Here is a 25,422-nt window from a genome sequence, read left to right on the forward strand (position 1 = left end):
CGTATGACTCGTTTGTCAGAAATACTTGACCAGATGACCACCGTCCTGAATGACCTGAAGACGGTGATGGACGCCGAGCAACAACAGCTTTCCGTAGGCCAGATTAACGGCAGCCAGCTACAGCGTATTACAGAAGAAAAAAGCTCGTTGCTGGCGACGCTGGATTATCTGGAACAACAGCGCCGTCTGGAGCAGAACGCGCAGCGTAGCGCAAACGATGACATTGCAGAGCGCTGGCAGGCGATTACCGAAAAAACGCAGCATCTTCGCGACCTCAACCAGCACAACGGCTGGCTGCTGGAAGGGCAAATCGAGCGTAATCAACAGGCGCTGGAGGTGCTGAAACCTCACCAGGAGCCGACCTTGTACGGGGCTGACGGTCAGACTTCCGTCTCTCACCGCGGCGGTAAAAAAATTTCTATCTAATCATTGCCGGATGGCGACGTTGCGCCTTTCCGGCCTGAATGCCTTGTAGGCCTGATAGCACAGCGCTATCAGGCACTGAATTTACGCCGTCCGGCGAACAAACTCTTTCACTTTAAAGCCCAGCACGGCAAGCGCGGCGAAATAGGCCGCAATACCCGCGATCACTACCGCCATCAAACGTAGCAAACGCCATAACATCGACCCTTGCGACCACTCCGGCATAATATGCAACACGCCGAACAATACGGCGGCCATCACCAGTACGGAAATGATCAGACGCATCAGGAACCACATCCAGCCCGGTTGTGGCGTAAAGATATTCTGTTTGCGCAGTTGCCAGTACAGCAGCGACGCATTGAGACATGCCGCCAGACCAATAGAGAGCGACAGCCCGGCGTGTTTCAGCGGTCCAATAAACGCCAGGTTCATTAACTGCGTCATGATTAACGTCACGATGGCGATTTTCACCGGCGTTTTAATATCCTGGCGAGAATAGAAGCCCGGAGCCAGCACTTTTACGACGATCAAGCCAATCAGCCCCACCGAATAGGCGATTAACGCCCGCTGCGTCATTGCCGCATCAAAGGCGGTGAATTTACCGTACTGAAACAGCGAGACCGTCAGCGGCTTCGCCAGAATGCCTAACGCTACCGCGCTCGGCAACGCCAGTAAAAAGCACAAACGCAGCCCCCAGTCCATCAGGCGGCAGTACTCATCATGATTGCCGCTGGCAAAGCTTTTCGACAATGACGGCAACAGGATGGTCCCCAACGCCACGCCCAGCACGCCGGACGGGAACTCCATCAACCGATCGGCATAGTACATCCATGAGACCGAGCCGGAGGCCAGAAACGAGGCGAAAATGGTATTGATGATAAGGGAGATCTGACTGACGGAAACGCCCAAAATCGCCGGCCCCATCTGTTTGACCACCCGCATCGCCCCGGTGTCGCGAAAGTTAATGCGCGGCAGCACCAGCATACCGATCTTTTTCAAATACGGAAGTTGATACACCAGTTGCAGCACGCCGCCGACGGTGACTGCCCAGGCTAACGCCAGCACCGGCGGATTAAAGTATGGCGCGGCGAATAATGCAAAACCGATCATGCTGATATTAAGAAATGTCGGCGCAAAAGCGGGAATAGAGAAGCGATTCCAGGTGTTGAGAATGGCGCCAACCAGTGAAGCCAGCGAGATCAGCAGAATATAGGGAAACGTAATCCGCAGCAGTTGCGTCGTCAGCGCGAATTTATCCGCAGTATCGGCAAAACCCGGCGCGGTTACCATAATCACCCACGGGGCGGCCAGCATACCGGCCACCGTCACGACGGCCAATGCCAGCGTCAACAGGCCGGAAACGTAAGCGACAAAGATCCGCGTCGCTTCTTCACCCTGCTTGCTCTTATATTCCGCCAGGATAGGCACAAAGGCCTGAGAAAAAGCGCCTTCGGCAAAGATCCGGCGTAGTAGGTTGGGGAGTTTAAACGCCACAAAAAAGGCGTCGGTCGCCATCCCTGCGCCAAAAATTCTGGCGACAATCGCATCACGGGCAAAGCCCAACACGCGTGAAAACATAGTCATCGAGCTGACGGCAGCCAGCGATTTCAATAAATTCATTTCTTTTGTATTCCAGACCCTGGCGTAAAACTCCTGCATGGCTGATCCATCGACCGGATAACGCAACTTCTGCCGTATCCGGCTGTATCACCGCGCCTGACGGCGACGTTAAAACGTCTTATCAGGCCTTACAGACTCCCCACGGTTTGCCATTATTCACTGTGAAAAGAGGTATTATGTAGAGTGGGCATATATACCCGCCATACTTCGAGCTGCATGTGCGTTAGCTTTTCTGCAACTCGAATTATTGAGGGTATAGTACCTGGATTACGATGAATTACTACCGCCAGATGTTACAGAGGGTTATTCGCTGATGGCGTCCCGCCACAGCGCCTCCACGACGCGCTGGGCCAAAATCGCCTGCTCCCCCGCCGTTTCCGGAACCGTCTGATTTTGTACGCAGTCAATGAAATGCCGCGCGCATCCGACAAAACCACGCTGTTCAAGCGTCGTTTGCCAACCCGGAATGGGTTTGATGAGAATACCCTGCCCGCGCTCTTCGCGCCATTCACGCATATCCGTCACGTCATACAGCCCGCCGTCGGTGACGGCCTGGACCGATTCACGCTGACTTCCGGCGCGCCGGTGCATACTGGTGGTAATTTGTAGTTTGTCGGCGGAAAAATGATGTTCCGCATAGCACATTTCGCCGGACTCGCTGGTGAGCAACGTGCCGCTGGCAAGGCGCGCCTCGCCGCCCGCCAGCCACAGAGCGGTATCCACGACATGCAGATAGTCATCGAGCAAAGTAAAACGTAAGTCGTGCGGCCCGACGCTATCGGTACGATGTTTATCCATACGCAGTGACGCCGCAGTACCGAGGCGCGTCTTCAGTTCGCGGTACAGCGGCGCGAAACGGCGATTAAAGCCAACCATCAGCGTCAATTTTTTTTGCGCCGCCAGCGCCACCAGCCGTTCGGCATCACGTAGATTTTCCGCCAGCGGTTTATCCACGCAAACATGGACGCCGGCATTGAGAAGTTCGCTGACCACGGCATAATGGCTTGCGGTACTGGAGTGGACGAAGACCGCATCGCAGCCGGACGCTAAATTCGCCAGCGAATCCACATACGGTATGCGCCAGCTTTCGCAGATACGTAAGGCTTTATCCCGCGAAGGAGACCAGGCGCCCTGTAATGTCCATCCGGCGGTGTTGGTTAATACCGGCAGCCAGGCCTTCTGCGCAATACCGCCTAATCCGACAATGCCAATCCGTAATGTTCTCACATTACTCTCCCAGGTGAGCTAACAAAGAATCCAGCCGCTGCTTTAACTCCGCCACTTCGCTTTCCAGCGCTTCGACGCGCGACTGAAGATCGCCCGACGCACTTTCCGGCGCAGACGTCTGGAGAGACAGTTCATCGACGTCGCCGCAAAAAAGATGCATATAACGGCTTTCGCGCTTACCCGGTTCACGCGCCAGACGGACGACATACGGGCCGTCCTCACGACTGGCAAGCCGTTCCAGCGTGGATTCAACTTCCGCCATATTGCTGAATTCATGCATCCGCGACGCCCGACTACGCAACTCGCCGGGCGTTTGCGCGCCGCGCAGCAGCAGCGTAGTGACGAGCGCCACTTCCGCCGCGCTAAGTTTCAGATCGCCAAATTCGGAATTACAGAAACGCTGTTCATATTTGGTGACGCGATTGCCAAACCCGCTGACCGTACGCAAAAAGTGGCGTTTCACCAGGTTATCGAGCTGTTCTTGTACCTCTTGTTCCGTCAGGTTCATCACCGGTTCACGGTTGGTTTTCTGATTACAGGCTGTCACCACCCCGTTGACGGAAAGCGGATACTGTTCCGGCGTTGTCACCTGCTTTTCCAACAGACAGCCAATCACTCGCGCTTCAGTGGCAGTTAATTCATATTTCATCGTTTTCTCCCTTTGCCTCTCATTCCGTAAGCCGCTCAACGCCCCGGCGTCCATAACGGCGTGGTTAACGCCGTCAGGACATGGTCGCGCCATTGTCCATCAATCAACAGGTAATCTTTCGCATAGCCTTCTTTTTCAAAGCCAAGCCGCGCCAGCAACGCGCCGCTACGTTTGTTGTGCGGCATATAGTTCGCCATGATACGGTGGATATGCTGAGTGCGCTGCATATAGCGAATCGCAGCGGTTAAGGCTTCAAACATCAGCCCTTGCCCCTGCCACTTTTGCGCAATGGAATAGCCCAGATAACAGGCATGAAAAGAACCGCGCACCACATTGGAAAAATTCGCCACGCCGATAATTTCTTTTTCTTCCGGATCAAGTAGCGCGAAATAGAAGGCGGAGCCCTGTTTGTGAAATTCACCGATCATTCCCAGACGCGCCTGCCATCCTGAAGGATAACAATGACTTTCATCACGGACCGGTTCCCAGGGTTTTAAAAAATGACGATTTTCCGCGTAATAATCGGCCAGACGCCAGGCATCACGCTCATGCACTAAACGTACCACCAGACGATCGGTGGTTAAGCGCACTTTTGGCACGTTACTACGATAGCCAAACATTCTATACCTACTCCTTCCTGTAACGTCTTCAGCACGCCAGTAACATTACTATACCTGCGCAACCAGGCTCTGTGAAAAGCGCAAATCGTCATTTTTTGAATTGCTGCCACATTTTGATGAAAACTCTCGATTAAAAAGGACTTTTGATAAAAAAATATTGTCCCGCTAACGGTAGGAAAAAACGAAACGCCGCCGCAGAATAGAAGACGCTCATCTTTTATTTCCCGGGAGGGGAAATGTCGCGCGTCTCGCAGGCGAGGAACCTGGGTAAATATTTTCTTCTCATCGATAACATGTTAGTGGTGCTGGGTTTTTTCGTCGTCTTCCCGCTCATCTCTATTCGCTTTGTCGATCAAATGGGGTGGGCTGCCGTAATGGTAGGGATCGCGCTCGGCCTGCGCCAGTTTATTCAACAAGGTCTGGGCATTTTTGGCGGCGCCATCGCCGATCGCTTTGGCGCGAAACCGATGATTGTCACCGGTATGCTGATGCGCGCCGCAGGCTTTGCCACCATGGGTATCGCGCATGAGCCCTGGCTCTTGTGGTTTTCCTGCTTTCTTTCCGGTCTCGGCGGTACGCTTTTCGACCCGCCGCGTTCAGCGCTGGTGGTCAAATTAATTCGTCCGGAGCAACGGGGCCGCTTCTTCTCTCTGTTGATGATGCAGGACAGCGCGGGCGCGGTGATTGGCGCGCTGCTGGGAAGCTGGTTGCTACAATACGATTTTCGCCTGGTCTGCGCGACGGGCGCTATTTTGTTCATATTATGCGCCCTTTTCAATGCATGGCTGCTTCCGGCCTGGAAGCTATCAACGGTCAGAACGCCGGTGCGTGAAGGAATGCGCCGCGTCATGAGCGATAAAAGGTTTGTCACCTACGTGCTGACGCTGGCGGGCTACTATATGCTGGCGGTACAGGTCATGTTAATGCTGCCGATTATGGTAAACGATATCGCCGGTTCGCCTGCTGCCGTGAAATGGATGTACGCTATTGAGGCGTGTCTCTCGCTGACGTTGCTCTACCCGATTGCCCGCTGGAGCGAAAAGCGTTTTCGGCTGGAGCATCGGCTGATGGCCGGTTTGCTCGTCATGTCGCTGAGCATGCTCCCCATCGGGATGGTGGGCAATTTACAGCAGCTTTTTACGCTTATTTGCGCTTTCTACATCGGCTCGGTTATCGCCGAACCGGCGCGCGAAACGCTCAGCGCGTCGCTCGCGGACGCGAGGGCGCGGGGAAGCTATATGGGCTTTAGCCGTCTGGGATTAGCCATTGGCGGCGCGATTGGTTATATCGGCGGCGGCTGGTTGTTTGATATGGGTAAAGCGCTTGCGCAGCCTGAACTACCGTGGATGATGCTCGGTATTATCGGCTTTATCACCTTTTTGGCTTTAGGCTGGCAATTTAGTCATAAACGCACGCCGCGCCGGATGCTGGAACCCGGCGCCTGATTTGATACCTGTCGCTATCTCCTCCATACTGGTCAGATACCGACAGTCAAATGGAGGAGAAACGTGAAGCTTTATATTTACGATCATTGCCCTTTCTGCGTTAAAGCCCGCATGATTTTCGGCCTGAAGAACATCCCCGTTGAACTTAACGTGTTACAAAATGACGACGAGGCGACGCCCACCCGGATGATTGGTCAAAAGATGGTGCCCATCCTGCAAAAAGATGATAGTCGCTACCTTCCTGAAAGTATGGATATTGTACATTATGTCGACAACCTCGACGGCAAACCACTGTTAACCGGGAAACGCAATCCAGCCATTGAAGAGTGGTTGCGCAAAGTTAACGGTTACGTTAATCAGCTACTGCTGCCGCGATTTGCAAAATCCGCTTTCGATGAATTTTCTACCCCTGCGGCGCGCCAGTATTTTATCCGCAAAAAAGAAGCCTCATCTGGCAGTTTTGACAACCATCTTGCGCACTCTGCCGGACTGATTAAAAAGATCGGCGATGATTTACGTTTGCTGGATAAACTCATCGTACAGCCTAACGCCGTTAACGGCGAATTATCGGAAGATGATATTCATCTGTTTCCGCTTCTGCGTAATCTGACGCTGGTCGCCGGTATCCACTGGCCGACAAAAGTCGCGGACTATCGCGATAATATGGCAAAGCAGACGCAAATTAATTTACTCTCCTCAATGGCTATCTAACGCCCGCCAGGCGGCAACCCTTTCTTGCCGCCTTTTTCAGCTTTTTCTAGTGGCGCCATGTCCGCTGGCGCGACATGCTGCTTTGTGTCAAGATTAGGGCACAGGCAACATGCTAAGGAACGCCATGAAAAAGTTTTTTTTTGCCGCTGCGCTGGTAGTTAGCGGCCTGTTAGTGGGTTGTAATCAACTTACGCAATACACCATTAGCGAACAAGAAATCAATCAAGCGCTTGAAAAACGGAATAATTTCTCAAAAGATATTGGTCTGCCCGGCATTGCCGACGCGCATATCGTATTGACTAACCTTGCCAGCCAGATTGGTCGGGAAGAGCCTAATAAAGTCACCCTTACTGGCGATGCCAGGCTGGATATGAATTCCCTGTTTGGCAGTCAAAAAGCGACGATGAAACTCAAGCTAAAAGCCCTGCCGGTCTTTGATAAAGAAAAAGGCGCCATCTATCTTCAGGAGATGGAAGTAGTAGACGCCACCGTGACGCCGGAGAAAATGCAATCGGTGTTACAAACGCTCCTGCCCTATTTAAATCAGTCTTTACGTAGCTACTTTAACCAGCGGCCCGCTTACGTGTTGCGTGAGGACAGCAGTAAAGGCGAAGCGTTAGCGAAGAAACTCGCGAAAGGCATTGAAGTTAAACCTGGTGAAATCGTTATTCCTTTCACCAATTGATTTCGGAGGGCGCGCTCGCGCCCTTTTTTTACGTGCAAACGAAAACGTTTCCGCTTATCCTTGGTTTCCGGCAAAAAGACTATTCCTCAGCCGGAGCTTATTAATGACTGCACCATCCCAGGTTTTAAAGATCCGCCGCCCGGACGACTGGCACGTTCACCTTCGCGATGGCGACATGTTAAAAACGGTCGTACCCTATACCAGCGAAATTTATGGTCGCGCTATCGTGATGCCGAACCTGGCGTCCCCCATCACGACCGTTGATGCAGCGATCGCCTACCGCCAGCGTATTCTCGATGCGGTGCCCGCCGGGCATGATTTCACGCCGTTAATGACCTGCTATTTAACGGATTCGCTCGATGCCGATGAACTGGAGCGTGGTTTCCATGAAGGCGTGTTTACTGCGGCTAAGCTTTACCCGGCCAATGCCACCACTAACTCCAGTCATGGCGTAACGTCAGTCGACGCTATCATGCCGGTACTGGAGCGGATGGAAAAACTCGGAATGCCATTACTGGTCCACGGTGAGGTGACCCATGCGGATGTTGATATCTTCGATCGCGAAGCGCGTTTTATCGACACCGTAATGGAACCGCTACGCCAGCGTCTGACCACGCTTAAAGTGGTCTTTGAGCACATCACGACCAAAGATGCCGCGCAGTATGTCCGTGACGGCAACGACTACCTGGCGGCTACCATTACGCCTCAACATTTAATGTTTAACCGTAATGATATGCTGGTCGGCGGCATTCGTCCTCACCTGTACTGTCTGCCGATTCTGAAACGCAATATTCACCAGCAGGCGTTACGCGAACTGGTCGCCAGTGGTTTTACGCGCGCCTTCCTGGGGACGGATTCAGCGCCGCATTCACGTCATCGTAAAGAGACCAGTTGCGGCTGCGCCGGTTGTTTCAACGCTCCCTCCGCCCTTGGCAGTTATGCCGCCGTGTTTGAGGAAATGAACGCGCTGGCGCACTTTGAAGCGTTCTGTTCACTGAATGGCCCGCAATTCTATGGCCTGCCGGTGAATACGGGGTGGGTGGAACTGGTTCGCGATGAACAACATGTACCGGAAAATATCGCGCTGGCTGATGATTCGCTGGTGCCTTTTTTAGCGGGTGAAACAGTACGCTGGTCAGTAAAAAAATAAAAAATGCGCTTACCTGTTGCTATATATTGGATTTAACTGTATATATATCCAGTATATTCAACAGGGGGCCATTATGCGTATTGAAGTCACTATAGCCAAAACGTCACCTCTGCCTGCCGGCGCGATTGATGCGCTGGCGGGCGAACTCTCCCGCCGTATTAGCCATCATTTTCCTGAGAATTTGGGTAACGTCACCGTGCGTTACGCTACCGCCAACAACTTGTCCGTCATTGGCGCATCAAAAGAGGACAAAGAACGCATTAGCGAGATTCTCCAGGAGACCTGGGAGAGCGCTGATGACTGGTTCATCAATGAATAAAAAATGATATGCAGTGATGTATGTTTGCCGGGTCGCCCCGGCTTTTTTATTTGCGCAACTGATGAATATTTCGCCTGACCGTCAAAATAATTGCACAACATCCTAAAAAAATATGAATAAACTGCCGCTTTATTGTTCATATAATTCTTAAAAAGAGAAATTTATCCTCCGGTCTCTTTAAAAACGCAGTGAATAGCCTTATTAATTGGTATACTGAAGTTGCTTCAGAAGAAAAACACGCATTGAACCTCGAGAACCGTTGTCTTATAACACGTACCAGGGGGGCATGATGGAAAAGAATAATGAAGTCATTCAGACCCATCCGCTTGTAGGATGGGACATCAGCACCGTCGATAGCTATGATGCGCTGATGCTGCGTTTACACTACCAGACCCCAAATCGTCCGGAACCGGAAGGGACTGAAGTTGGTCAAACGCTCTGGTTAACAACAGATGTAGCCAGGCAATTTATTTCAATATTAGAAGCCGGCATCGCCAAAATAGAATCAGGCGATTACCAGGAAAACGAGTATCGTCGCCATTAGCGTGACGCGCTCCCCCTCTCTCAGGCACCGTAAGGTGCCTCACTTATTTCTGGCTTGTATATCTCAGCGCAGTTATTTACCCTGAAATCATCGCGATAGCAGAGAGAAGCTGATGAAATACGACCTTATTATTATCGGCAGCGGTTCGGTTGGCGCCGCCGCTGGTTATTACGCCACCCGCGCCGGGCTAAAGGTCCTGATGACCGATGCGCATATGCCGCCTCATCAACAGGGCAGCCACCACGGCGATACCCGTCTTATCCGCCACGCTTATGGTGAAGGCGAAAAATATGTCCCGCTGGTGCTTCGCGCCCAGACGCTTTGGGATGAACTCTCCACACACAATGAAGAGCCTATTTTTGTCCGCTCCGGCGTCGTCAACCTCGGCCCGGCCGATTCCGCTTTCTTAGCCAACGTCGCACGAAGCGCGCAACAGTGGCAATTGAACGTCGAGCGCCTGGACGCGACGGCCCTCATGACGCGCTGGCCGGAAATTCGCGTGCCCGATAATTATATCGGGCTGTTTGAAGCTGACTCCGGTTTCCTGCGCAGCGAATTAGCCATTACCACATGGCTTCGTCTGGCCCGAGAGGCAGGCTGCGCACAGCTATTTAACAGCCCGGTAAGCCATATTCATCATGATGATAACGGTGTGACGATAGAGACGAGTGAAGGCAGCTACCACGCCAGCAAGGCGCTGATTAGCGCGGGCACCTGGGTCAAAGCGCTGGTACCGGAGCTGCCCGTTCAGCCCGTACGTAAAGTTTTTGCCTGGTTTAAGGCGGATGGACGTTACAGCACTAAAAACCGCTTTCCGGCCTTTACCGGCGAAATGCCCAACGGCGATCAATATTACGGTTTCCCGGCGGAGAACGACGAGTTAAAAATCGGCAAACACAATGGCGGACAGCGAATACAGGCTCAGGAAGAGCGCAAGCCCTTTGCCGCCGTTGCCAGCGATGGCGCGGAAGCATTTCCTTTCCTGCGTAACGTACTGCCGGGTATCGGCGGTTGTTTACATGGGGCGGCATGTACCTATGATAATTCGCCGGACGAGGATTTTATTATCGATACGCTGCCTGGTCATGAGAATACGCTTGTCATCACTGGACTCAGCGGACATGGTTTTAAATTCGCCCCCGTGTTAGGAGAAATCGCTGCAGATTTTGCGTTGGGAAAAACGCCCTCCTTTGATCTGACGCCGTTCCGGCTGTCCCGTTTTAGCCAATAATTTGTCGGCCCCGTAAAGGGGCTGTTTATTAAGGTAAGCTATGCGTCGTCTCTTTCATTTTCTGATGAATAATATTCGCGAACATTTCATGCTTTACGTTATTCTTTGGTCGCTGCTGGCGGTGATGGATATTGTTTATCTCCTTTTCTTCTGATTGCTTTTCATTGACGTTAACCGACACTTCCTGAAAGTTCCTCACTTTTTATTTCATAACGTTGAAGCACGGCAATAATGCCAGTTCCTGCCGTTGCGCGGTTATCAGGGGGAAATATCTCGAAACTTCTGAAGCTGAACCGCAAACAACATCAAAATTATTGAAATAAAAATAAATATCATTCAAATTCTTATTTATAAGTTGCATTCGGCGCTTTTCCACGCCATTTTCATTCTCTCGTGAAATATTCATTGGTGTGTTTATGCAATTTAAAAATACTCCACAACGTTATGGCGTGGTTTCCGCCGCGCTCCACTGGCTGACCGCCCTGGTGGTCTATGGCATGTTTGCGTTGGGTTTATGGATGGTCACGCTCAGTTATTACGACGGCTGGTATCACCAGGCGCCGGAAATACATAAAAGTATTGGCATATTACTGATGATGGCGCTGATCGTGCGTATTATCTGGCGGCTTTATTCTCCGCCGCCCGTTGCGTTGACCAGCTATTCCCGTTTAACGCGCATTGGCGCCGCCGCAGGTCATCTCCTCCTGTATCTCCTGCTCTTTGCGATAATCATTAGCGGCTACCTGATTTCCACCGCCGATGGTAAACCGATTAGCGTCTTTGGCTGGTTTGAGATTCCGGCCACGCTTACGGACGCGGGCGCGCAGGCTGACATCGCCGGAACACTGCATCTGTGGTTTGCCTGGTCGCTGGTCATTATCTCGCTCTCGCATGGGGTTATGGCGCTAAAACACCATTTCATCGATAAAGACGACACACTGAAACGTATGACAGGAATGTCGTCATCTGACTATGGAGCTCAAAAATGAAAAAAAACCTGCTGGGATTCACCCTCGCATCCTTGTTATTCACGACCGGTTCCGCCGTGGCGGCGGAGTATAAAATTGATAAAGAAGGCCAACATGCGTTCGTCAATTTCCGCATCCAGCATCTGGGCTACAGCTGGCTATACGGCACCTTTAAAGATTTCGACGGCACGTTCACTTTTGACGAAAAAAATCCGTCGGCCGACAAAGTGAACGTGACCATTAACACCAATAGCGTCGACACTAACCATGCCGAACGTGACAAACACCTGCGTAGCGCGGAATTTCTTAATGTTGCGAAATTCCCGCAGGCAACCTTCACCTCTACCAGCGTGAAAAAAGAGGGCGATGAACTGGATATTACCGGCAATCTGACGCTCAATGGCGTGACTAAACCGGTGACGCTGGAAGCGAAGCTGATGGGCCAGGGCGACGATCCGTGGGGCGGTAAGCGCGCGGGCTTTGAGGCCGAAGGAAAAATTAAGCTGAAGGATTTCAATATAACTACCGATCTCGGCCCGGCCTCACAAGAGGTTGAGCTTATCATCTCAGTAGAAGGCGTTCAGCAGAAGTAACGCCTGGCGAAATGCCGGATAGCGGCCTTTACGCTGCTATCCGGCAAGATATTACTCAGCCGGATCGGGAATGCTCAGTTTGCTATTAAGCCGACCACGCGATTTATTAAAAATTTTGTTGCCGTTCTCGCGACCCGCACGACGTCGGCGCTGTTCTTCCTCCGGCAAGGCCAACTCTTCACAGCATTGTTCACTACAGCAGCCGTTAAATTTACTGGCGCACTGCGGACACTGGATAAACAGCAGATGGCAACCGTCGTTTTTGCAGTTGGTATGGCTATCGCAGGGCGCGCCGCACTGATGGCAATGCGCGATAACCTCATCCGAGATTCGTTCGCCCATTCGTTCATCAAATACAAAGTTTTTGCCGATAAAGCGAACGGGAAGCCCCTGCTCGCGCGCGCGACGGGCGTATTCAATGATGCCACCCTCAATATGCCAGACTTTATTGAAACCGTTGTGTTTCATCCAGGCGCTGGCTTTCTCACAACGAATACCGCCGGTACAGTACATCACTATCTTTTTATCTGCATGTTCCCGCAGCATTTCAACCGCTTTTGGCAACTGTTCACGAAACGTATCCGCCGGGATTTCCAGAGCATTTTCGAAATGGCCAACTTCATACTCATAATGGTTGCGCATATCAATAAAGACCGCGTCAGGATCGTCCAGCATCACATTCACATCTGCCGCCTTCAGATAATCGCCGACATTACTGGCATCAAAACTCGGATCATCAATACCGTCAGCAACGATACGGTCGCGAACTTTCATACGCAGCACCCAAAATGACTTTCCGTCATCCTCCAGCGCAATATTTAAACGCAGCCCGTCCAGCGCGGGATCGAACGTATAAAGCTGTTGACGAAACGTCTCGAGCTTGCTTTGCGGCACGCTGATTTGCGCATTGATGCCTTCATGCGCCAGGTAAACGCGACCAAAAACGTCCAACGCCGTAAACACCTGATACAACGCGTCCCGCGTCTGTTGCGGCGAGGCGATAGTGAAATATTTATAAAAAGAAATTGTCGTACGCGGCTCGCTCTCCGCCAGCATTTTGGCTTTCAGCTCGTCATTAGAGATGCGGTTGTGTAACACTGGCATGGTGTACGTATCCTGCAATCAGCAAAAAATAAAGTGGGCAGGCATGATAAGGCAAGTCTCGCCAATTTACATCCACACATTTTGCGCTACATTTCCTGCTTTACACTAAATAATTAACAACAATTGTCGATTTAATCGCCACTCTCCTGCTACATATTTTTGCTCAACGCAAAAAGATGCGAGAATACGGGGAATTGTTCGTTGAAAGACAGGATAGAAATGACGAAGTTGCCTAAGTTCTCCGTGGCCTTACTGCACCCGCGCTATTGGTTAACCTGGTTGGGTATAGGCGCGCTTTGGTTGGTCGTGCAACTCCCCTACCCGGTCATCTATAAATTGGGTTGCGCATTGGGCCACCTGGCGCGACGCGTAATGAAACGCCGCGCAAAAATCGCCTATCGCAACCTTGAATTATGCTTTCCGGAAATGAGCGCGCAGGAACGCCACACCATGGTGGTCAAAAACTTTGAATCCGTCGGTATGGGCGTGATGGAAACCGGCATGGCCTGGTTCTGGCCCGATCGGCGAGTGAACCGCTGGATGGAAGCGAGCGGTCTGGAGCATATCCGTGAAGTTAAGGCGCAGGGGCTGGGGTTCATTCTGGTAGGAATACATTTTCTTACCCTTGAGTTTGGCGCCCGCATGTTTGGTATGCATAACCCGGGTATCGGAGTTTATCGCCCGAATGATAATCCGTTGCTCGACTGGTTACAGACCTGGGGACGCTTACGCTCCAATAAATCAATGTTGGATCGCAAAGATCTGAAAGGCATGGTTAAGGCATTGAAAAGCGGCGAATTGATCTGGTATGCGCCGGATCACGATTATGGCCCGCGCGCCAGCGTTTTTGTACCATTATTCGCTGTCGACCAGGCTGCCACGACCTCCGGTACCTGGATGCTCGCGCGCATGTCTAAAGCCTGTATTATCCCCTTCGTGCCTCGCCGTAAACCCGATGGAAAAGGCTACGAACTGATCATTCTTCCTGCGGAATATTCGCCTCCGCTGGAGAACGCAGAAGCGACTGCCGCATGGATGAATAAGATTGTTGAGCAGTGCATTATGATGGCGCCAGAGCAGTATATGTGGTTGCATCGCCGCTTTAAAACTCGCCCTGAAGGCGTACCGTCGCGCTATTGACAGGATTGCAGCCGTCAGGCTGCAATTTTCCCCTCTTTTAGCTTTAAAAGCTCCCCACATTGCGAGGCTGGTAAGGTCGGCGCATAATTATAATTAGTACGCTCATAATTAAATTGATGATAGCGCAAACCGCGCATCATACTGTGGAACGCTATGTCACCCTCTGATGTCCCCATAAACTGGAAACGCAATCTAACCGTTACCTGGCTGGGCTGTTTTTTAACCGGCGCGGCATTCAGCCTGGTCATGCCTTTTCTCCCTCTCTACGTTGAGCAACTCGGCGTAACAGGCCATAGCGCGCTCAACATGTGGTCCGGGCTGGTCTTTAGTATTACGTTCCTCTTTTCAGCTATCGCTTCCCCTTTTTGGGGCGGCCTGGCGGATCGTAAAGGGCGTAAGATCATGCTGTTGCGTTCCGCTCTCGGCATGGCCATTGTGATGCTGTTAATGGGCATGGCGCAAAATATCTGGCAATTTCTGATCCTCCGCGCGTTATTAGGCCTGCTGGGCGGATTTATTCCCAACGCCAATGCGCTCATCGCCACTCAGGTGCCGCGCCACAAAAGCGGCTGGGCGTTAGGGACGCTCTCTACTGGCGGCGTCAGCGGCGCTCTGCTTGGCCCACTTGCGGGCGGTCTGCTCGCCGACCATTACGGCCTTCGCCCGGTCTTTTTTATTACCGCCAGCGTGTTGTTTATCTGTTTTCTGCTCACCTTCTTTTTTATTCGCGAGAATTTCCTGCCGGTGAGCAAAAAAGAGATGCTTCACGTTCGGGAAGTGGTCGCCTCGTTAAAAAATCCCCGCCTGGTGTTAAGCCTGTTTGTCACCACGCTGATTATTCAGGTGGCGACGGGGTCTATTGCGCCCATCCTGACGCTCTATGTGCGCGAACTGGCGGGAAATGTCAGTAATATTGCGTTCATTAGCGGGATGATAGCGTCCGTTCCCGGCGTGGCGGCATTACTTAGCGCCCCCCGGCTCGGCAAGCTTGGCGACAGAATTGGCCCGGAAAAGATTCTTATCGTCGCGCTGATTATTTCCGTACTGCTGCTGATTCCAATGTCTTTTGTGCAAACGCCGTGGCAACTCGCGCTATTGCGGTTTCTGCTTGGCGCGGCGGATGGCGCGCTGCTGCCAGCCGTTCAAACTCTGCTGGTTTACAACTCTACCAACCAGATAGCCGGGCGCATATTCAGTTACAACCAATCTTTCCGCGATATCGGCAACGTCACCGGCCCTCTCATGGGCGCCGCAATTTCCGCGAGCTATGGCTTCCGCGCCGTATTCTGCGTCACGGCAGGCGTGGTGTTGTTCAATGCTATCTATTCATGGAACAGCTTACGACGGCGCAGACTGGCAACAGAATGATTTTTGCGCTTTCATACTTGCAATATCACAGAATCAGCTATTCTTTCCCTAAATACCTCGTCAAATCAAAGGGAGACACTGATGACCATGTATGCCACGCTGGAAGAAGCTATCGATGCAGCCCGGGAAGAATTTCTGGCTGACCATCCTGGCCTCGAACAAGATGAAGCGAATGTGCAGCAGTTCAACGTTCAGAAATATGTACTGCAGGATGGGGACATCATGTGGCAGGTCGAATTTTTCGCCGATGAAGGTGAAGATGGCGAATGTCTGCCGATGCTGAGTGGTGAAGCCGCGCAGAGCGTGTTTGACGGCGATTATGATGAGATAGAGATCCGCCAGGAATGGCAGGAAGAGAATACTTTGCATGAATGGGATGAAGGGGAATTCCAGCTTGAACCCCCGCTTGATACCGAGGAAGGCCGTACTGCGGCAGACGAATGGGATGAGCGTTAATTACTCATAAGGCCCGTGGTGAATATCGAGCGGCAGTAGCAGTGTATCGAAGATCAGTGAGAAGGGCAGATCGAGGATAGTGATATAGCGCCATGCGGAATCACGCATATCCCACTGCACGCCAGGGTAATACTGGTTGCCGTGTCCTTGTCCGGGGATCGTTCTGCTGATAATACTGCCGCAGCCGCTCAGGGTAATCACCATTATGCTCACCGCGAATATACGCACCTGATACCTCATTTCACTATAAAAATACCGGCATCACGCCGGTATTTTTCACCTCACTCCAGACCTTATCCCGCTGACGATGTTCGCCCCTGCAACGCCTGCGGATTCAGGACGAGAGACTGATAATAGTTTACCCAGGAAGAGTATCTCTCTGGCGCATTCCAGACCCGATAGTGTAAACGCGCCATCGTCACCGGATCGCTGAGCAAAACCAGACGCCGATCGCGGTTCAGTTTCTCCGGCGTTTCGTTTAGCGCCTGCTCCACATGACGATCGCGAGCTATTTCCAGCACCTTACTGGCGCGGTGACGCGCGGTGGCCATCGCGGTCGCCAGCGCATTCAGCGACGGGTTAAATACCGCATGCATAAAGCCATCGTCCAGAATACGGCGGCGATTCATCTCCAGATATTTATCGGTATCGACCAACACCTGAGGCGGCGAATACTCTTCCGGGATCAGGAACAGCTTCCAGCGTTTGGTGCGTAATCCTACCGTTGAACGACTGGAGATCACCGAAACAAATGGCGACAGAATCAGCGAAAAGACAATCGGCGCCAGCCAGAACAGAAAGCGTAAATCCAGCCACGCCATACCCACCGCCCAGACCAGCCCCAGCAGCAGTTGAGAGCCGTGACGCATAAAGGCTTCTCCCCACGGCGTAGAATCATCGTCGCGTTGCGGTGAGTTCCAGACCACTTCCCAGCCGAGGAACGCGCTGACCACAAACACGGTATGAAACAGCATACGCACCGGCGCCAGCAACACGGAGAACAGCACTTCCAGCAACAGCGACAGCGTAACGCGCCAGAAACCGCCATACTCTTTGGTGCCTTTACACCAGATCAGCATAATACTGAGCAGCTTCGGCAGGAACAGCAGCACCATCGTTGACGCAAACAGCGCGATTGCCAGTTCCGGACGCCACTGCGGCCAGACCGGAAAAAGCTGGCGCGGCTGAAGGAAATATTGCGGCTCTGTTAACGCATGAACGACCTGCAGCGCGGTAGAAAGCGCGAGGAACATGAACCATAACGGCGCGGACAGATATGACATTACCCCGGTCAGGAACACGGCGCGATGCACCGGGTGCATTCCTTTCACCAGGAACAGACGAAAGTTCATCAGGTTGCCGTGACACCAGCGGCGGTCGCGTTTAAGCTCATCCAGCAGGTTTGGCGGCAGCTCTTCATAGGAGCCGGGGAGATCGTAGGCAATCCAGACGCCCCACCCTGCCCGACGCATTAGCGCCGCCTCCACAAAGTCGTGGGAAAGAATCGATCCGGCGAACGAACCTTCTCCCGGCAGCGGCGCCAGAGCGCAGTGCTCGATAAACGGCTTCACGCGGATAATGGCATTGTGCCCCCAGTAGTGCGACTCCCCCAACTGCCAGAAGTGCAGCCCGGCGGTAAACAGCGGCCCATAAACACGGGTCGCGAACTGTTGGCAGCGGGCATACAGAGTATCCATCCCCGACGCTTTCGGCGAAGACTGGATAATCCCGGCGTTAGGGTTCGCTTCCATCAGGCGCACCAGACCGCTCAGACACTCGCCGCTCATCACTGAGTCCGCGTCCAGCACCACCATATAGCTGTACTGATTGCCCCAGCGGCGGCAAAAATCGTCAATATTGCCGCTTTTGCGTTTCATACGGCGGCGGCGGCGACGGTAAAAAATTTGGCCTTCGCCCTGCACTTCCGCGATAAGCTCCATCCACGCCTTTTGCTCCGCCACGCAGATATCCGGGTTATAACTGTCGCTAAGGATATAGACGTCGAAATGCGCGGCGTTGCCTGTGGCTTTAACGGACTCCCAGGTCGCGCGCAGACCGGCGAAAACGCGGCTAACGTCTTCATTACAGATAGGCATGATCAGCGCCGTCCGGTGTTCCGGATTGAGGGGCTCATCGCCAACCGTAGACGCGGAGATGCTGTACTTATCGCGCCCGATAAGCAGTTGCAGGAAGCCCATCAGCGCCGTCCAGAATCCGGCTGACACCCAGCAGAACAGCACGGCAAACAGAATCAGGATACCGGTTTGCAGCATGTAGGGCAGGAGCTGCATAAAAGAGACCCAAATATCCTGCCCCACCATATCCATAGGATTGATGAGCGCCCATCCCTGATAAGGCAGAATGGTCTTCATATACCAGGTCGCGACGACGGTTTGCGCCAGAGTCAAAATTAACAAAATATAGCGGCGTATAGTGCCGACGGTACGCCATTTTTGCTCGCTCGCCTGCTCTTCTTTTGTCAGACGAGAAACATAGCGCGGCGTTACATCCCGCCCACGCAGACGATCCCAGAAACGGCCAACCGGGTTGGTTCGCCAGGGATCGGGAAACATCGAAGAGCGCGTCGCTTTTGGCATAGCCTGCAACTGATCGCGCCCTTCATCATCTTTAATTAACTGCCCCTTCGCCAATGAATCCGGCCAGGCGTGTTCAAGGCGGGCTTTTACGGAACCCTGCGGTGAATCGTCTTCTCGCGAGTAAGTCCGATGCTCGGCATCCAGCGCCTGATGCACGGCGCGGATGTCAGTTTTCGGCAATGCCGCTTTCTCACGTTCAGAAAGCAGCAGTGCGTCAATATACTCAGTTGTTTTATTCATTGGCAGGTAACTGGTAGCTCCAGGTTTCACTTAGCGTCTGATCGGCATTCACCAATGCGGCACGCATTTCCGTGGTTTTCTTCGCGTCTTTGACTTTCACGCGCAGCATTAAACGCCAGCCTTTAGTGACTGGGTTATAGCGTACATTACTGTCAACGATTTCACCGTTATCGCCAATGCTGGTTTGCGCAGCGACGGGCGTATCCGGCGGCAGTTTTTTCATGTCGGCGCCAACGAAATCCACCACAAAGGCAATAGTGCCGTCGGGCTGGCGAATCAGATTCGACTGTTTAACGTCGCCCGTTGAGCGGCGTGTTTGCAGCACCCAGGCATTATCCGGCGCATGAAGTTTATCTTCATCGCGGCTGAAGGTCAGAGTGTACTTGAAGTTCATCTCTTTACCCGGTTCCGGCAGTTGATCCGGAGTCCAGTAAGCGACGATGTTATCGTTGGTTTCATCATTGGTCGGAATTTCAACCAGTTCAACCTTACCTTTGCCCCAGTCGCCTTTCGGGGTAATCCAGGCGCTTGGACGCAGGTCGTAGCGATCGTCTAAATCTTCAAAGCGCGAGAACTCGCGACCACGCTGCAACAGGCCGAATCCCTGAGGGTTTTCCATCGCATAACTGCTCACAGCGAGGTGTTTTGGATTGTTCAGCGGACGCCAAATCCACTCGCCATTACCTGCATGAATGGATAAGCCGTTCGAGTCATGCAGTTCCGGACGATAGTTGGTCGTCGGCGACGGCTGGTTTGGCCCAAACAGGAACATACTGGTTAATGGCGCAACGCCCAGCTTGCCCACTTTATCGCGCAGATAGACTTTTGACTGCACGTCCACCACGGTATCGCGGCCAGGAATGATCACAAAACGGTAAGCGCCGGTCGCGCGCGGAGAATCCAGTAATGCATAGACGGTCAAACGCTTATCGGTGGGTTTTGGACGCTCAATCCAGAACTCGCGAAAGCGGGGAAACTCTTCACCAGATGGTAAGGCGGTATCAATCGCCAGGCCGCGCGCAGATAAGCCATATACCTGGCCTGCGCCGATAACACGGAAATAGCTGGCGCCAAGCATACTGACGATTTCGTCGTTCTTATCTTTACTGTTAATGGGGTACAGGACTTTGAACCCGGCGAAGCCTAAATCTTTTACCGTGTCTTTATCGTGCTGAACATTGCCAAAATTGAAGTAATCCGGGCTGTATTTGATTCTTTTGACCGTCGTCGCCGTCACTTCGTTAATCTTGACCGGCGTATCGAAGTACATCCCCTGATGGTAAAATTCGAGCTTAAAAGGGGTCTTTAAGTTGTTCCAGTAGGCTTTATCGCTGTTAAACTGGATCTGCTGATAATCCGCATATTTCATGTCGCGGAAAACGGAGGGCAAGTTGCTTTTAGGCGCCTCATAGCCTTTCCCGGCTAAAGATTGAGCTTGTTTTGCCACGTCATCAATACTGAACGCCCAGCTCGATGATGCGTAGAGCGTTAACATAATAGCTGCGCCCAACCAACGCATTTTCATCATTTGTCGTTTATGTTTCATAATAAGTAAGCACTTCCCCCTTTGTGTGCTTATATCGATCCGATCCATTTTAATGGATAATCAGGCATTACGACAACTGAATCCAGGCTTTGTTCAGCGCGCTGGCTCATGGATTAAGCACCTCCCGCGCCTGTTTTCACTTTGCGTGCTTATCCTGGAGACAGGTTGTCGGAGTTGGTGTAGGGTTGCTACCGAATGTAACTATAATTCGCCTTATGGATAAGGTGAAAAATCTGAGAATACGTGACCTTATATGAGATCTGTACCCGCGCCGCGTGAATATTTTCTTGACTCTATCCGCGCATGGTTGATGTTGTTAGGGATTCCCTTTCATATCTCGTTGATCTATTCCACTCACAGTTGGCATGTCAATAGCGCCACGCCATCATGGTGGCTAACCCTGTTTAACGATTTTATCCACGCTTTTCGTATGCAGGTGTTTTTTGTTATTTCTGGTTATTTTTCGTACATGTTGTTTTTGCGTTATCCGTTAAAACGCTGGTGGAAAGTACGGGTAGAACGTGTGGGTATTCCCATGCTTACCGCAATCCCTTTGCTTACCTTGCCGCAATTTATCCTGTTGCAATATGTCAAAGAGAAAACAGAGAACTGGCCTACACTCTCTGCCTATGAAAAATATAATACGTTAGCGTGGGAACTCATTTCACATCTGTGGTTTTTACTGGTGCTGGTGATATTAACCACAGTCAGCATCGGGATTTTTACCTGGTTCCAAAAAAGGCAGGAAACAAGTAAGCCTCGTCCCGCCGCTATTTCACTGGCCAGGCTTTCGCTTATTTTTTTCCTGCTGGGGATGGCTTACGCCGCTATCAGGCGCATTATTTTCATCGTATATCCGGCAATCCTCAGTGACGGCATGTTCAATTTTATTGTGATGCAAACGCTATTTTATGTGCCGTTTTTTATTCTCGGCGCGTTGGCCTTCATTCACCCCGATCTGAAAGCGCGCTTCACCACGCCCTCACGCGGATGCACTTTAGGCGCTGCCGTTGCTTTTATCGCGTATCTGCTGAATCAACGTTATGGGAGCGGCGACGCCTGGATGTACGAAACCGAATCCGTGATTACGATGGTAATGGGGCTGTGGATGGTGAACGTGGTATTCTCACTGGGGCATCGCTTGTTAAACTTCCAGTCCGCGCGTGTCACCTATTTCGTGAATGCTTCGCTGTTTATCTATCTGGTGCATCATCCCTTAACGCTTTTCTTTGGCGCGTATATTACGCCGCATATCTCCTCCAACCTGATCGGGTTCTTGTGCGGGCTGATATTTGTTATGGGTATTGCGTTAATTCTGTATGAAATTCATTTACGCATCCCGCTTCTGAAATTTCTCTTTTCAGGTAAACCGCCGGTAAAACAAGAAAGCCGCGCCGCGATCGGGTAGTTTTCCGCGCGCGGGTTCACAGCAACCATTCCACAGGTAAAATTGCCGCCAACCGTACCAGAACTCGCTGCCAGAAACGCGTAGCGGGTTCTTTCTTTAACACCTTTTCCTCTTCTTGCTGACGATCGATCCAGTTAATTCGTCCCCAGCGATCCAGCCGCAGTTGCCAGGCCGCATCGCGTTGGCTCTGCGTAAAACGCTTATGAATAAGCGTCGCCAGCGTTTCACTTTCAATGACAAAGCCCATTTCGGTATTTAAAAGCGTTGAACGGGGATCAAAATTAAGCGACCCGATAAACACCTTACTACCATCAATACTGAACGTTTTAGCATGTAAGCTGGAACCTGAGTTCCCGGTGAGTCCGCGATCATGTACGGCGGTTTCATGTTCGCGGGTCGGTTTCAGTTCGTAGAGCTCCACGCCATAGCGCAGTAATTTCTTGCGCCAGCGCGCGTACCCTGCGTGAACGACCGCCACATCGTTGGCCGCCAGAGAGTTAGTTAAGATGGCGATCTTCACGCCTTTCCTGACCAGATTAAGCAACTGCGCCACGCCTGCGCGCGTAGGGACAAAGTAAGCGGAAATAATGTCGATACGCTCCGTCGGCGACCCCATCACGTCAAATAATCGCTGCGGAAGAAGCGAATGGCGCTGCGCCTTCCCCTCGCCTTTAGAAGGATCATCGCTAAGCAAGCGTGTTTTTGCCCAAATCAGCGGCAACGTTCCGCGATCGAGATCCGCCATAAACTGGCTGGTTTCCAGCTTATGCAGATAACGGCGGGTGATCTCATCGTTATACCAGGATTCGGGAAGTTCGATACGCTGCGTCAGTTCCTGCTCAGAAAGGGATAATACTTGCTGCAATGTCGACACTGAACTACAGCGCCAGTAACGTTCAAAATCATTGGCGACATCATTGACCACCGGGCCAATGGCCATCACGTCCAGATCGGAAAATAGCGGCTCCTCGCCAGCGCCGAAATAGGCATCGCCGATGTTGCGCCCACCGACCAGCGTCACTACGCCGTCGGCAGTGTAACTTTTATTGTGCATCCGCCGATTCAGCCGCGCAAAATCCGTCAAATATCCCAGCGCGCGTAGCGTACGAAAAGAGAAAGGATTAAACAGACGAACTTCGATATTAGGATGGCTATCCAGCAAGCGCAACGTATCATCCAGACCAGGCGTATTGTTATCATCCAGCAGCAGACGAACATGAACGCCGCGCTTCGCCGCCGACAGCAGAACCGAAAAGAGCAGCCGCCCGGACATATCGTCTTCCCAAATATAATACTGCACGTCCAGCGTCCGCGCCGCCATTTCGGTCAGGCGGTAGCGGGCGGCAAAAGCGTCCAGACTGTTATCCAGCGCGAGAATGCCGCACTCTCCGGGATGGCGCGCGCATAGCGGTTCAACGGCACGCTCCAGGCGTGTTTTATCAGGCAGGGTCGTCGCCTTGCTGAGTAAGTAATCTTGCGTAAAGCCGGGCAGTTTCTTCATCATAACAGACAAAGTATACCTGTTCAGGCAGAGCGTAACGGGTAATAAAATCTGAAACCGTCCTGACGGCGACTTCAGCGGCCTGGGCGCGAGGATAGCCATAAACGCCGGTACTGATTGCCGGAAAAGCGATGGAACGAAAGTGATTCGCCTCGGCAAGCAGCAAACAATTTCGGTATGCCGCTTCGAGTAGCTCAGCTTCCTGGTGTTCGCCGCCTCGCCAGACGGGCCCCACTGTGTGAATAACCGCCTTTGCCGAAAGCTTGCCAGCAGGCGTGATAACCGCATGTCCCGTCTGACATTCGCCCTGTTGCTGACGGATGAGTTTACAGGCGTCCAGCAATGCCGGCCCCGCCGCGCGATGAATCGCGCCGTCTACGCCACCGCCGCCCATTAATGATGCGTTAGCGGCATTCACAATCGCATCGACGCTAAGTTGAGTGATATCACCCTGTATGACCTGAAGACGTGATGTCATAACCCCCCCCTTTTGTCTCACCTTATCTGCAAAGTGTACAGCAGGGCTTTCAACAGAGTCGCTCTTTTTATATCTATGACACCGCCGTTAACGGTACTCAATATTCATCACCGCCAGGCTTTTTTGCGCATCGAGATAATGCAGCCGTACCGTCGCAATGGACTGAATATCCTGCGGTAATCCAGATGCCTGCCGAAGGTCTATCCGGTGCATTTGCTTTTTACCTTCGCGTAGGCAGGTTAAATCAATATTTTCGGCGTGAGTAGAAATATCGCACAGTGGCTCAACAATCGCGCCGCGAAAATGGATAACGCCGCCCTGTACCGTTTGTTGCCCTACCGCAGAATGGATAAAAAAAGCGCAGATACACAGGCCTATGGCAGGGATATTTTTCTTGATTACGGACATGTTAACTCCTCAATGATTAGTCATCCTCGAGGGTTCGGCGTTACCTTTTAGCGACATGCCGAGACGATGAGACGCTTTTATCGCCTCTTTAATACCCAGGTCAGCCAATCCATTTCCGCCACCATCAAAAACTACTGTGCAGAAGGCGGCCATTGTTGTGATAAATGCAGTGATTGTCCGTCCGAAACAGTAACAATAATTTTAACCGAGTCCTCTGAAGATATATTTACACTAAGACGAGACAACTCAATCGGTTGATTAGCAGGTAAAGATAGCGTTTGTTTTTGCTGTGTATGGCTTTGTCCCCCGACGCCGTCGCGCACAGAGAGAATTTGCACCTGACAGACGCAGGGTTCGTTTAATGTGACCTGAGGGATCACCGTGTAAATATCGCCTTGCTGAGTCGTGGTAAACGTAATCTGATTTGAAAGTGCGGCAAGGAGCAATAAAGTATGCATAATTTCCTCCCGAAAAAAAACAGGGCTTACGCCCTGTTTTTTTATTAGCGCAGACGCTAAATTAATACTGGTTAGCCGTGGCGTTGTTGCCAAAACCAACCTGACGCACCATTACGCTGGAATCAGATGCGGTCTGATTAACCAGCGCGGCGTTATTACCGCCGTATTGACCGACAGTAATATCGGAGTTTTTAGCGTTCCACTGGTCGATGGTGGCATTGTTTCTGAAACCATTCTGAGTCAGTTCAATAGTACTGTTATCCGCACCCTGGCCTACATCGGCGCCGTTACCATAACCGCTCTGGGTAATGGTCGTTTCAGATTTACGGGCATCGCTTTGCAGAGCAAGCGCAGCGTTAGCGGAACCGTACTGATAAATGCTCAACGTTGAGTCCGGGCCGGAACTATTGCCGCCGCCGTTATGATTACCGCCGCCGCCCCATTGTGGAACGACGCCAGCCAGAGCACTGCCAGAAACTACGATTGCTGCGAATGCTGCCACTTTTAAAAGTTTCATGGTAAAACCCCCATCG

28 protein-coding genes are annotated in these 25,422 nt (G+C 52.0%); 15 read left to right on the top strand and 13 right to left on the bottom strand.

The window, feature by feature from the left end; genetic code table 11:
* The first annotated feature begins 3 nt into the window (after positions 1-3).
* Entirely contained in the window at positions 4-426 is a 423-nt protein-coding gene (gene flgN / locus ACLJPQ_RS01075; RefSeq protein ID WP_000197547.1) for a flagella biosynthesis chaperone FlgN, read from the top strand.
* 81 nt (positions 427-507) lie between these two features.
* Here the strand turns inward: flgN and murJ are convergent, their stop codons facing one another.
* From murJ to rimJ, 4 genes are all read right to left on the bottom strand, one after another.
* Positions 508-2,043, bottom strand: a complete 1,536-nt coding sequence (murJ, locus tag ACLJPQ_RS01080; protein WP_001537775.1) for a murein biosynthesis integral membrane protein MurJ — start codon at positions 2,041-2,043, stop codon at positions 508-510.
* A gap of 303 nt (positions 2,044-2,346) precedes the next feature.
* Positions 2,347-3,270, bottom strand: a complete 924-nt coding sequence (locus ACLJPQ_RS01085) for a Gfo/Idh/MocA family protein (RefSeq protein ID WP_001259728.1) — start codon at positions 3,268-3,270, stop codon at positions 2,347-2,349.
* 1 nt (position 3,271) lies between these two features.
* The gene (locus ACLJPQ_RS01090; protein ID WP_080184891.1) at positions 3,272-3,919 is read right to left on the bottom strand and encodes a YceH family protein; all 648 of its coding nucleotides are present in this window, start codon (positions 3,917-3,919) and stop codon (positions 3,272-3,274) included.
* A 35-nt stretch (positions 3,920-3,954) separates the two neighbouring features.
* Complete coding sequence (rimJ, locus tag ACLJPQ_RS01095) at positions 3,955-4,539, bottom strand: ribosomal protein S5-alanine N-acetyltransferase (protein WP_000468204.1); 585 nt, start codon at positions 4,537-4,539, stop codon at positions 3,955-3,957.
* 236 nt (positions 4,540-4,775) lie between these two features.
* Here rimJ and mdtH point away from each other — a divergent pair, with 236 nt between their 5' ends.
* The 10 genes from mdtH to ACLJPQ_RS01145 all read left to right on the top strand — a co-directional run bounded on the left by mdtH (position 4,776) and on the right by ACLJPQ_RS01145 (position 12,185).
* The gene (gene mdtH / locus ACLJPQ_RS01100) at positions 4,776-5,984 is read left to right on the top strand and encodes a multidrug efflux MFS transporter MdtH (protein WP_000092178.1); all 1,209 of its coding nucleotides are present in this window, start codon (positions 4,776-4,778) and stop codon (positions 5,982-5,984) included.
* 63 nt (positions 5,985-6,047) lie between these two features.
* Positions 6,048-6,695, top strand: a complete 648-nt coding sequence (gene grxB, locus ACLJPQ_RS01105) for a glutaredoxin 2 (protein ID WP_000780893.1) — start codon at positions 6,048-6,050, stop codon at positions 6,693-6,695.
* A gap of 124 nt (positions 6,696-6,819) precedes the next feature.
* Positions 6,820-7,380 (top strand): lipoprotein, encoded by a 561-nt coding sequence (locus tag ACLJPQ_RS01110; RefSeq protein WP_000713054.1) that lies wholly within the window; start codon positions 6,820-6,822, stop codon positions 7,378-7,380.
* 103 nt (positions 7,381-7,483) lie between these two features.
* Positions 7,484-8,530 (top strand): dihydroorotase, encoded by a 1,047-nt coding sequence (gene pyrC / locus ACLJPQ_RS01115; RefSeq protein ID WP_000126595.1) that lies wholly within the window; start codon positions 7,484-7,486, stop codon positions 8,528-8,530.
* 73 nt (positions 8,531-8,603) lie between these two features.
* Positions 8,604-8,849, top strand: coding sequence for a DNA damage-inducible protein I (gene dinI, locus ACLJPQ_RS01120; protein WP_001217763.1), 246 nt, complete (start codon positions 8,604-8,606; stop codon positions 8,847-8,849).
* A gap of 289 nt (positions 8,850-9,138) precedes the next feature.
* Positions 9,139-9,393, top strand: a complete 255-nt coding sequence (gene bssS / locus ACLJPQ_RS01125; protein ID WP_000414441.1) for a biofilm formation regulator BssS — start codon at positions 9,139-9,141, stop codon at positions 9,391-9,393.
* A 112-nt stretch (positions 9,394-9,505) separates the two neighbouring features.
* Positions 9,506-10,624 carry an N-methyl-L-tryptophan oxidase gene (gene solA, locus ACLJPQ_RS01130; protein ID WP_000872776.1) on the top strand — a complete coding sequence of 373 codons (1,119 nt, stop codon included), beginning with the start codon at positions 9,506-9,508 and terminating at the stop codon, positions 10,622-10,624.
* Between the two features lie 40 nt (positions 10,625-10,664).
* Positions 10,665-10,778, top strand: coding sequence for a YceO family protein (locus ACLJPQ_RS01135; protein WP_001253282.1), 114 nt, complete (start codon positions 10,665-10,667; stop codon positions 10,776-10,778).
* Positions 10,779-11,040: 262 nt separating this feature from the next.
* Complete coding sequence (locus tag ACLJPQ_RS01140) at positions 11,041-11,613, top strand: cytochrome b (RefSeq protein ID WP_001159786.1); 573 nt, start codon at positions 11,041-11,043, stop codon at positions 11,611-11,613.
* On the top strand, positions 11,610-12,185 hold the full coding sequence (locus tag ACLJPQ_RS01145; RefSeq protein ID WP_000739886.1) for a YceI family protein: 576 nt from the start codon (positions 11,610-11,612) through the stop codon (positions 12,183-12,185). The genes ACLJPQ_RS01140 and ACLJPQ_RS01145 overlap by 4 nt, the downstream gene beginning before the upstream one ends.
* Positions 12,186-12,236: 51 nt before the next feature.
* Here the strand turns inward: ACLJPQ_RS01145 and ACLJPQ_RS01150 are convergent, their stop codons facing one another.
* Positions 12,237-13,289, bottom strand: coding sequence for a rhodanese-related sulfurtransferase (locus tag ACLJPQ_RS01150; protein WP_001144625.1), 1,053 nt, complete (start codon positions 13,287-13,289; stop codon positions 12,237-12,239).
* Positions 13,290-13,508: 219 nt separating this feature from the next.
* Here ACLJPQ_RS01150 and ACLJPQ_RS01155 point away from each other — a divergent pair, with 219 nt between their 5' ends.
* From ACLJPQ_RS01155 to ACLJPQ_RS01165, 3 genes are all read left to right on the top strand, one after another.
* On the top strand, positions 13,509-14,429 hold the full coding sequence (locus ACLJPQ_RS01155; RefSeq protein ID WP_000163972.1) for a Kdo(2)-lipid IV(A) acyltransferase: 921 nt from the start codon (positions 13,509-13,511) through the stop codon (positions 14,427-14,429).
* A 153-nt stretch (positions 14,430-14,582) separates the two neighbouring features.
* On the top strand, positions 14,583-15,797 hold the full coding sequence (gene mdtG / locus ACLJPQ_RS01160; RefSeq protein WP_000075054.1) for a multidrug efflux MFS transporter MdtG: 1,215 nt from the start codon (positions 14,583-14,585) through the stop codon (positions 15,795-15,797).
* Between the two features lie 81 nt (positions 15,798-15,878).
* On the top strand, positions 15,879-16,253 hold the full coding sequence (locus ACLJPQ_RS01165; RefSeq protein ID WP_000180050.1) for a MysB family protein: 375 nt from the start codon (positions 15,879-15,881) through the stop codon (positions 16,251-16,253).
* Here ACLJPQ_RS01165 and ACLJPQ_RS01170 read toward each other — a convergent pair whose 3' ends face one another.
* The 3 genes from ACLJPQ_RS01170 to mdoG all read right to left on the bottom strand — a co-directional run bounded on the left by ACLJPQ_RS01170 (position 16,254) and on the right by mdoG (position 20,618).
* On the bottom strand, positions 16,254-16,481 hold the full coding sequence (locus tag ACLJPQ_RS01170; RefSeq protein WP_001217832.1) for a YceK/YidQ family lipoprotein: 228 nt from the start codon (positions 16,479-16,481) through the stop codon (positions 16,254-16,256).
* A 65-nt stretch (positions 16,482-16,546) separates the two neighbouring features.
* On the bottom strand, positions 16,547-19,090 hold the full coding sequence (gene mdoH, locus ACLJPQ_RS01175; protein WP_080185139.1) for a glucans biosynthesis glucosyltransferase MdoH: 2,544 nt from the start codon (positions 19,088-19,090) through the stop codon (positions 16,547-16,549).
* Positions 19,083-20,618, bottom strand: a complete 1,536-nt coding sequence (gene mdoG, locus ACLJPQ_RS01180; protein WP_001562609.1) for a glucans biosynthesis protein MdoG — start codon at positions 20,616-20,618, stop codon at positions 19,083-19,085. Before mdoG ends, mdoH begins: the two co-directional genes overlap by 8 nt.
* Positions 20,619-20,889: 271 nt before the next feature.
* Between mdoG and mdoC the strand changes: the two genes are divergently transcribed.
* A complete protein-coding gene (mdoC, locus tag ACLJPQ_RS01185; protein WP_052934784.1) occupies positions 20,890-22,044 on the top strand; it encodes a glucans biosynthesis protein MdoC in 1,155 nt (384 codons plus the stop codon).
* 16 nt (positions 22,045-22,060) lie between these two features.
* Here mdoC and ACLJPQ_RS01190 read toward each other — a convergent pair whose 3' ends face one another.
* From ACLJPQ_RS01190 to csgA, 5 genes are all read right to left on the bottom strand, one after another.
* Positions 22,061-23,548, bottom strand: a complete 1,488-nt coding sequence (locus ACLJPQ_RS01190) for a phospholipase D family protein (RefSeq protein WP_000976323.1) — start codon at positions 23,546-23,548, stop codon at positions 22,061-22,063.
* Positions 23,484-24,023, bottom strand: coding sequence for an O-acetyl-ADP-ribose deacetylase (gene ymdB / locus ACLJPQ_RS01195; RefSeq protein WP_000203939.1), 540 nt, complete (start codon positions 24,021-24,023; stop codon positions 23,484-23,486). Before ymdB ends, ACLJPQ_RS01190 begins: the two co-directional genes overlap by 65 nt.
* A gap of 87 nt (positions 24,024-24,110) precedes the next feature.
* Entirely contained in the window at positions 24,111-24,431 is a 321-nt protein-coding gene (locus ACLJPQ_RS01200; protein ID WP_000111254.1) for a type 1 fimbrial protein, read from the bottom strand.
* A 131-nt stretch (positions 24,432-24,562) separates the two neighbouring features.
* Entirely contained in the window at positions 24,563-24,889 is a 327-nt protein-coding gene (gene csgC / locus ACLJPQ_RS01205) for a curli assembly chaperone CsgC (RefSeq protein ID WP_000557256.1), read from the bottom strand.
* 61 nt (positions 24,890-24,950) lie between these two features.
* On the bottom strand, positions 24,951-25,406 hold the full coding sequence (csgA, locus tag ACLJPQ_RS01210; RefSeq protein ID WP_000771416.1) for a curli major subunit CsgA: 456 nt from the start codon (positions 25,404-25,406) through the stop codon (positions 24,951-24,953).
* Positions 25,407-25,422: the final 16 nt, after the last annotated feature.

The organism is Salmonella sp. SAL04213 (genome assembly GCF_046550535.1).
GTDB lineage: Bacteria > Pseudomonadota > Gammaproteobacteria > Enterobacterales > Enterobacteriaceae > Salmonella > Salmonella enterica.

Coding starts and splice junctions, on each gene's coding strand:
- flgN (WP_000197547.1), top strand. CDS start 4: ATGACTCGTTTGTCAGAAATACTTGACCAGATGACCACCGTCCTGAAT.
- murJ (WP_001537775.1), bottom strand. CDS start 2,043: ATGAATTTATTGAAATCGCTGGCTGCCGTCAGCTCGATGACTATGTTT.
- ACLJPQ_RS01090 (WP_080184891.1), bottom strand. CDS start 3,919: ATGAAATATGAATTAACTGCCACTGAAGCGCGAGTGATTGGCTGTCTG.
- rimJ (WP_000468204.1), bottom strand. CDS start 4,539: ATGTTTGGCTATCGTAGTAACGTGCCAAAAGTGCGCTTAACCACCGAT.
- mdtH (WP_000092178.1), top strand. CDS start 4,776: ATGTCGCGCGTCTCGCAGGCGAGGAACCTGGGTAAATATTTTCTTCTC.
- ACLJPQ_RS01110 (WP_000713054.1), top strand. CDS start 6,820: ATGAAAAAGTTTTTTTTTGCCGCTGCGCTGGTAGTTAGCGGCCTGTTA.
- pyrC (WP_000126595.1), top strand. CDS start 7,484: ATGACTGCACCATCCCAGGTTTTAAAGATCCGCCGCCCGGACGACTGG.
- dinI (WP_001217763.1), top strand. CDS start 8,604: ATGCGTATTGAAGTCACTATAGCCAAAACGTCACCTCTGCCTGCCGGC.
- bssS (WP_000414441.1), top strand. CDS start 9,139: ATGGAAAAGAATAATGAAGTCATTCAGACCCATCCGCTTGTAGGATGG.
- solA (WP_000872776.1), top strand. CDS start 9,506: ATGAAATACGACCTTATTATTATCGGCAGCGGTTCGGTTGGCGCCGCC.
- ACLJPQ_RS01135 (WP_001253282.1), top strand. CDS start 10,665: ATGCGTCGTCTCTTTCATTTTCTGATGAATAATATTCGCGAACATTTC.
- ACLJPQ_RS01140 (WP_001159786.1), top strand. CDS start 11,041: ATGCAATTTAAAAATACTCCACAACGTTATGGCGTGGTTTCCGCCGCG.
- ACLJPQ_RS01145 (WP_000739886.1), top strand. CDS start 11,610: ATGAAAAAAAACCTGCTGGGATTCACCCTCGCATCCTTGTTATTCACG.
- ACLJPQ_RS01150 (WP_001144625.1), bottom strand. CDS start 13,289: ATGCCAGTGTTACACAACCGCATCTCTAATGACGAGCTGAAAGCCAAA.
- ACLJPQ_RS01155 (WP_000163972.1), top strand. CDS start 13,509: ATGACGAAGTTGCCTAAGTTCTCCGTGGCCTTACTGCACCCGCGCTAT.
- mdtG (WP_000075054.1), top strand. CDS start 14,583: ATGTCACCCTCTGATGTCCCCATAAACTGGAAACGCAATCTAACCGTT.
- ACLJPQ_RS01165 (WP_000180050.1), top strand. CDS start 15,879: ATGACCATGTATGCCACGCTGGAAGAAGCTATCGATGCAGCCCGGGAA.
- mdoH (WP_080185139.1), bottom strand. CDS start 19,090: ATGAATAAAACAACTGAGTATATTGACGCACTGCTGCTTTCTGAACGT.
- mdoG (WP_001562609.1), bottom strand. CDS start 20,618: ATGATGAAAATGCGTTGGTTGGGCGCAGCTATTATGTTAACGCTCTAC.
- mdoC (WP_052934784.1), top strand. CDS start 20,890: ATGAGATCTGTACCCGCGCCGCGTGAATATTTTCTTGACTCTATCCGC.
- ACLJPQ_RS01190 (WP_000976323.1), bottom strand. CDS start 23,548: ATGATGAAGAAACTGCCCGGCTTTACGCAAGATTACTTACTCAGCAAG.
- ymdB (WP_000203939.1), bottom strand. CDS start 24,023: ATGACATCACGTCTTCAGGTCATACAGGGTGATATCACTCAACTTAGC.
- ACLJPQ_RS01200 (WP_000111254.1), bottom strand. CDS start 24,431: ATGTCCGTAATCAAGAAAAATATCCCTGCCATAGGCCTGTGTATCTGC.
- csgC (WP_000557256.1), bottom strand. CDS start 24,889: ATGCATACTTTATTGCTCCTTGCCGCACTTTCAAATCAGATTACGTTT.
- csgA (WP_000771416.1), bottom strand. CDS start 25,406: ATGAAACTTTTAAAAGTGGCAGCATTCGCAGCAATCGTAGTTTCTGGC.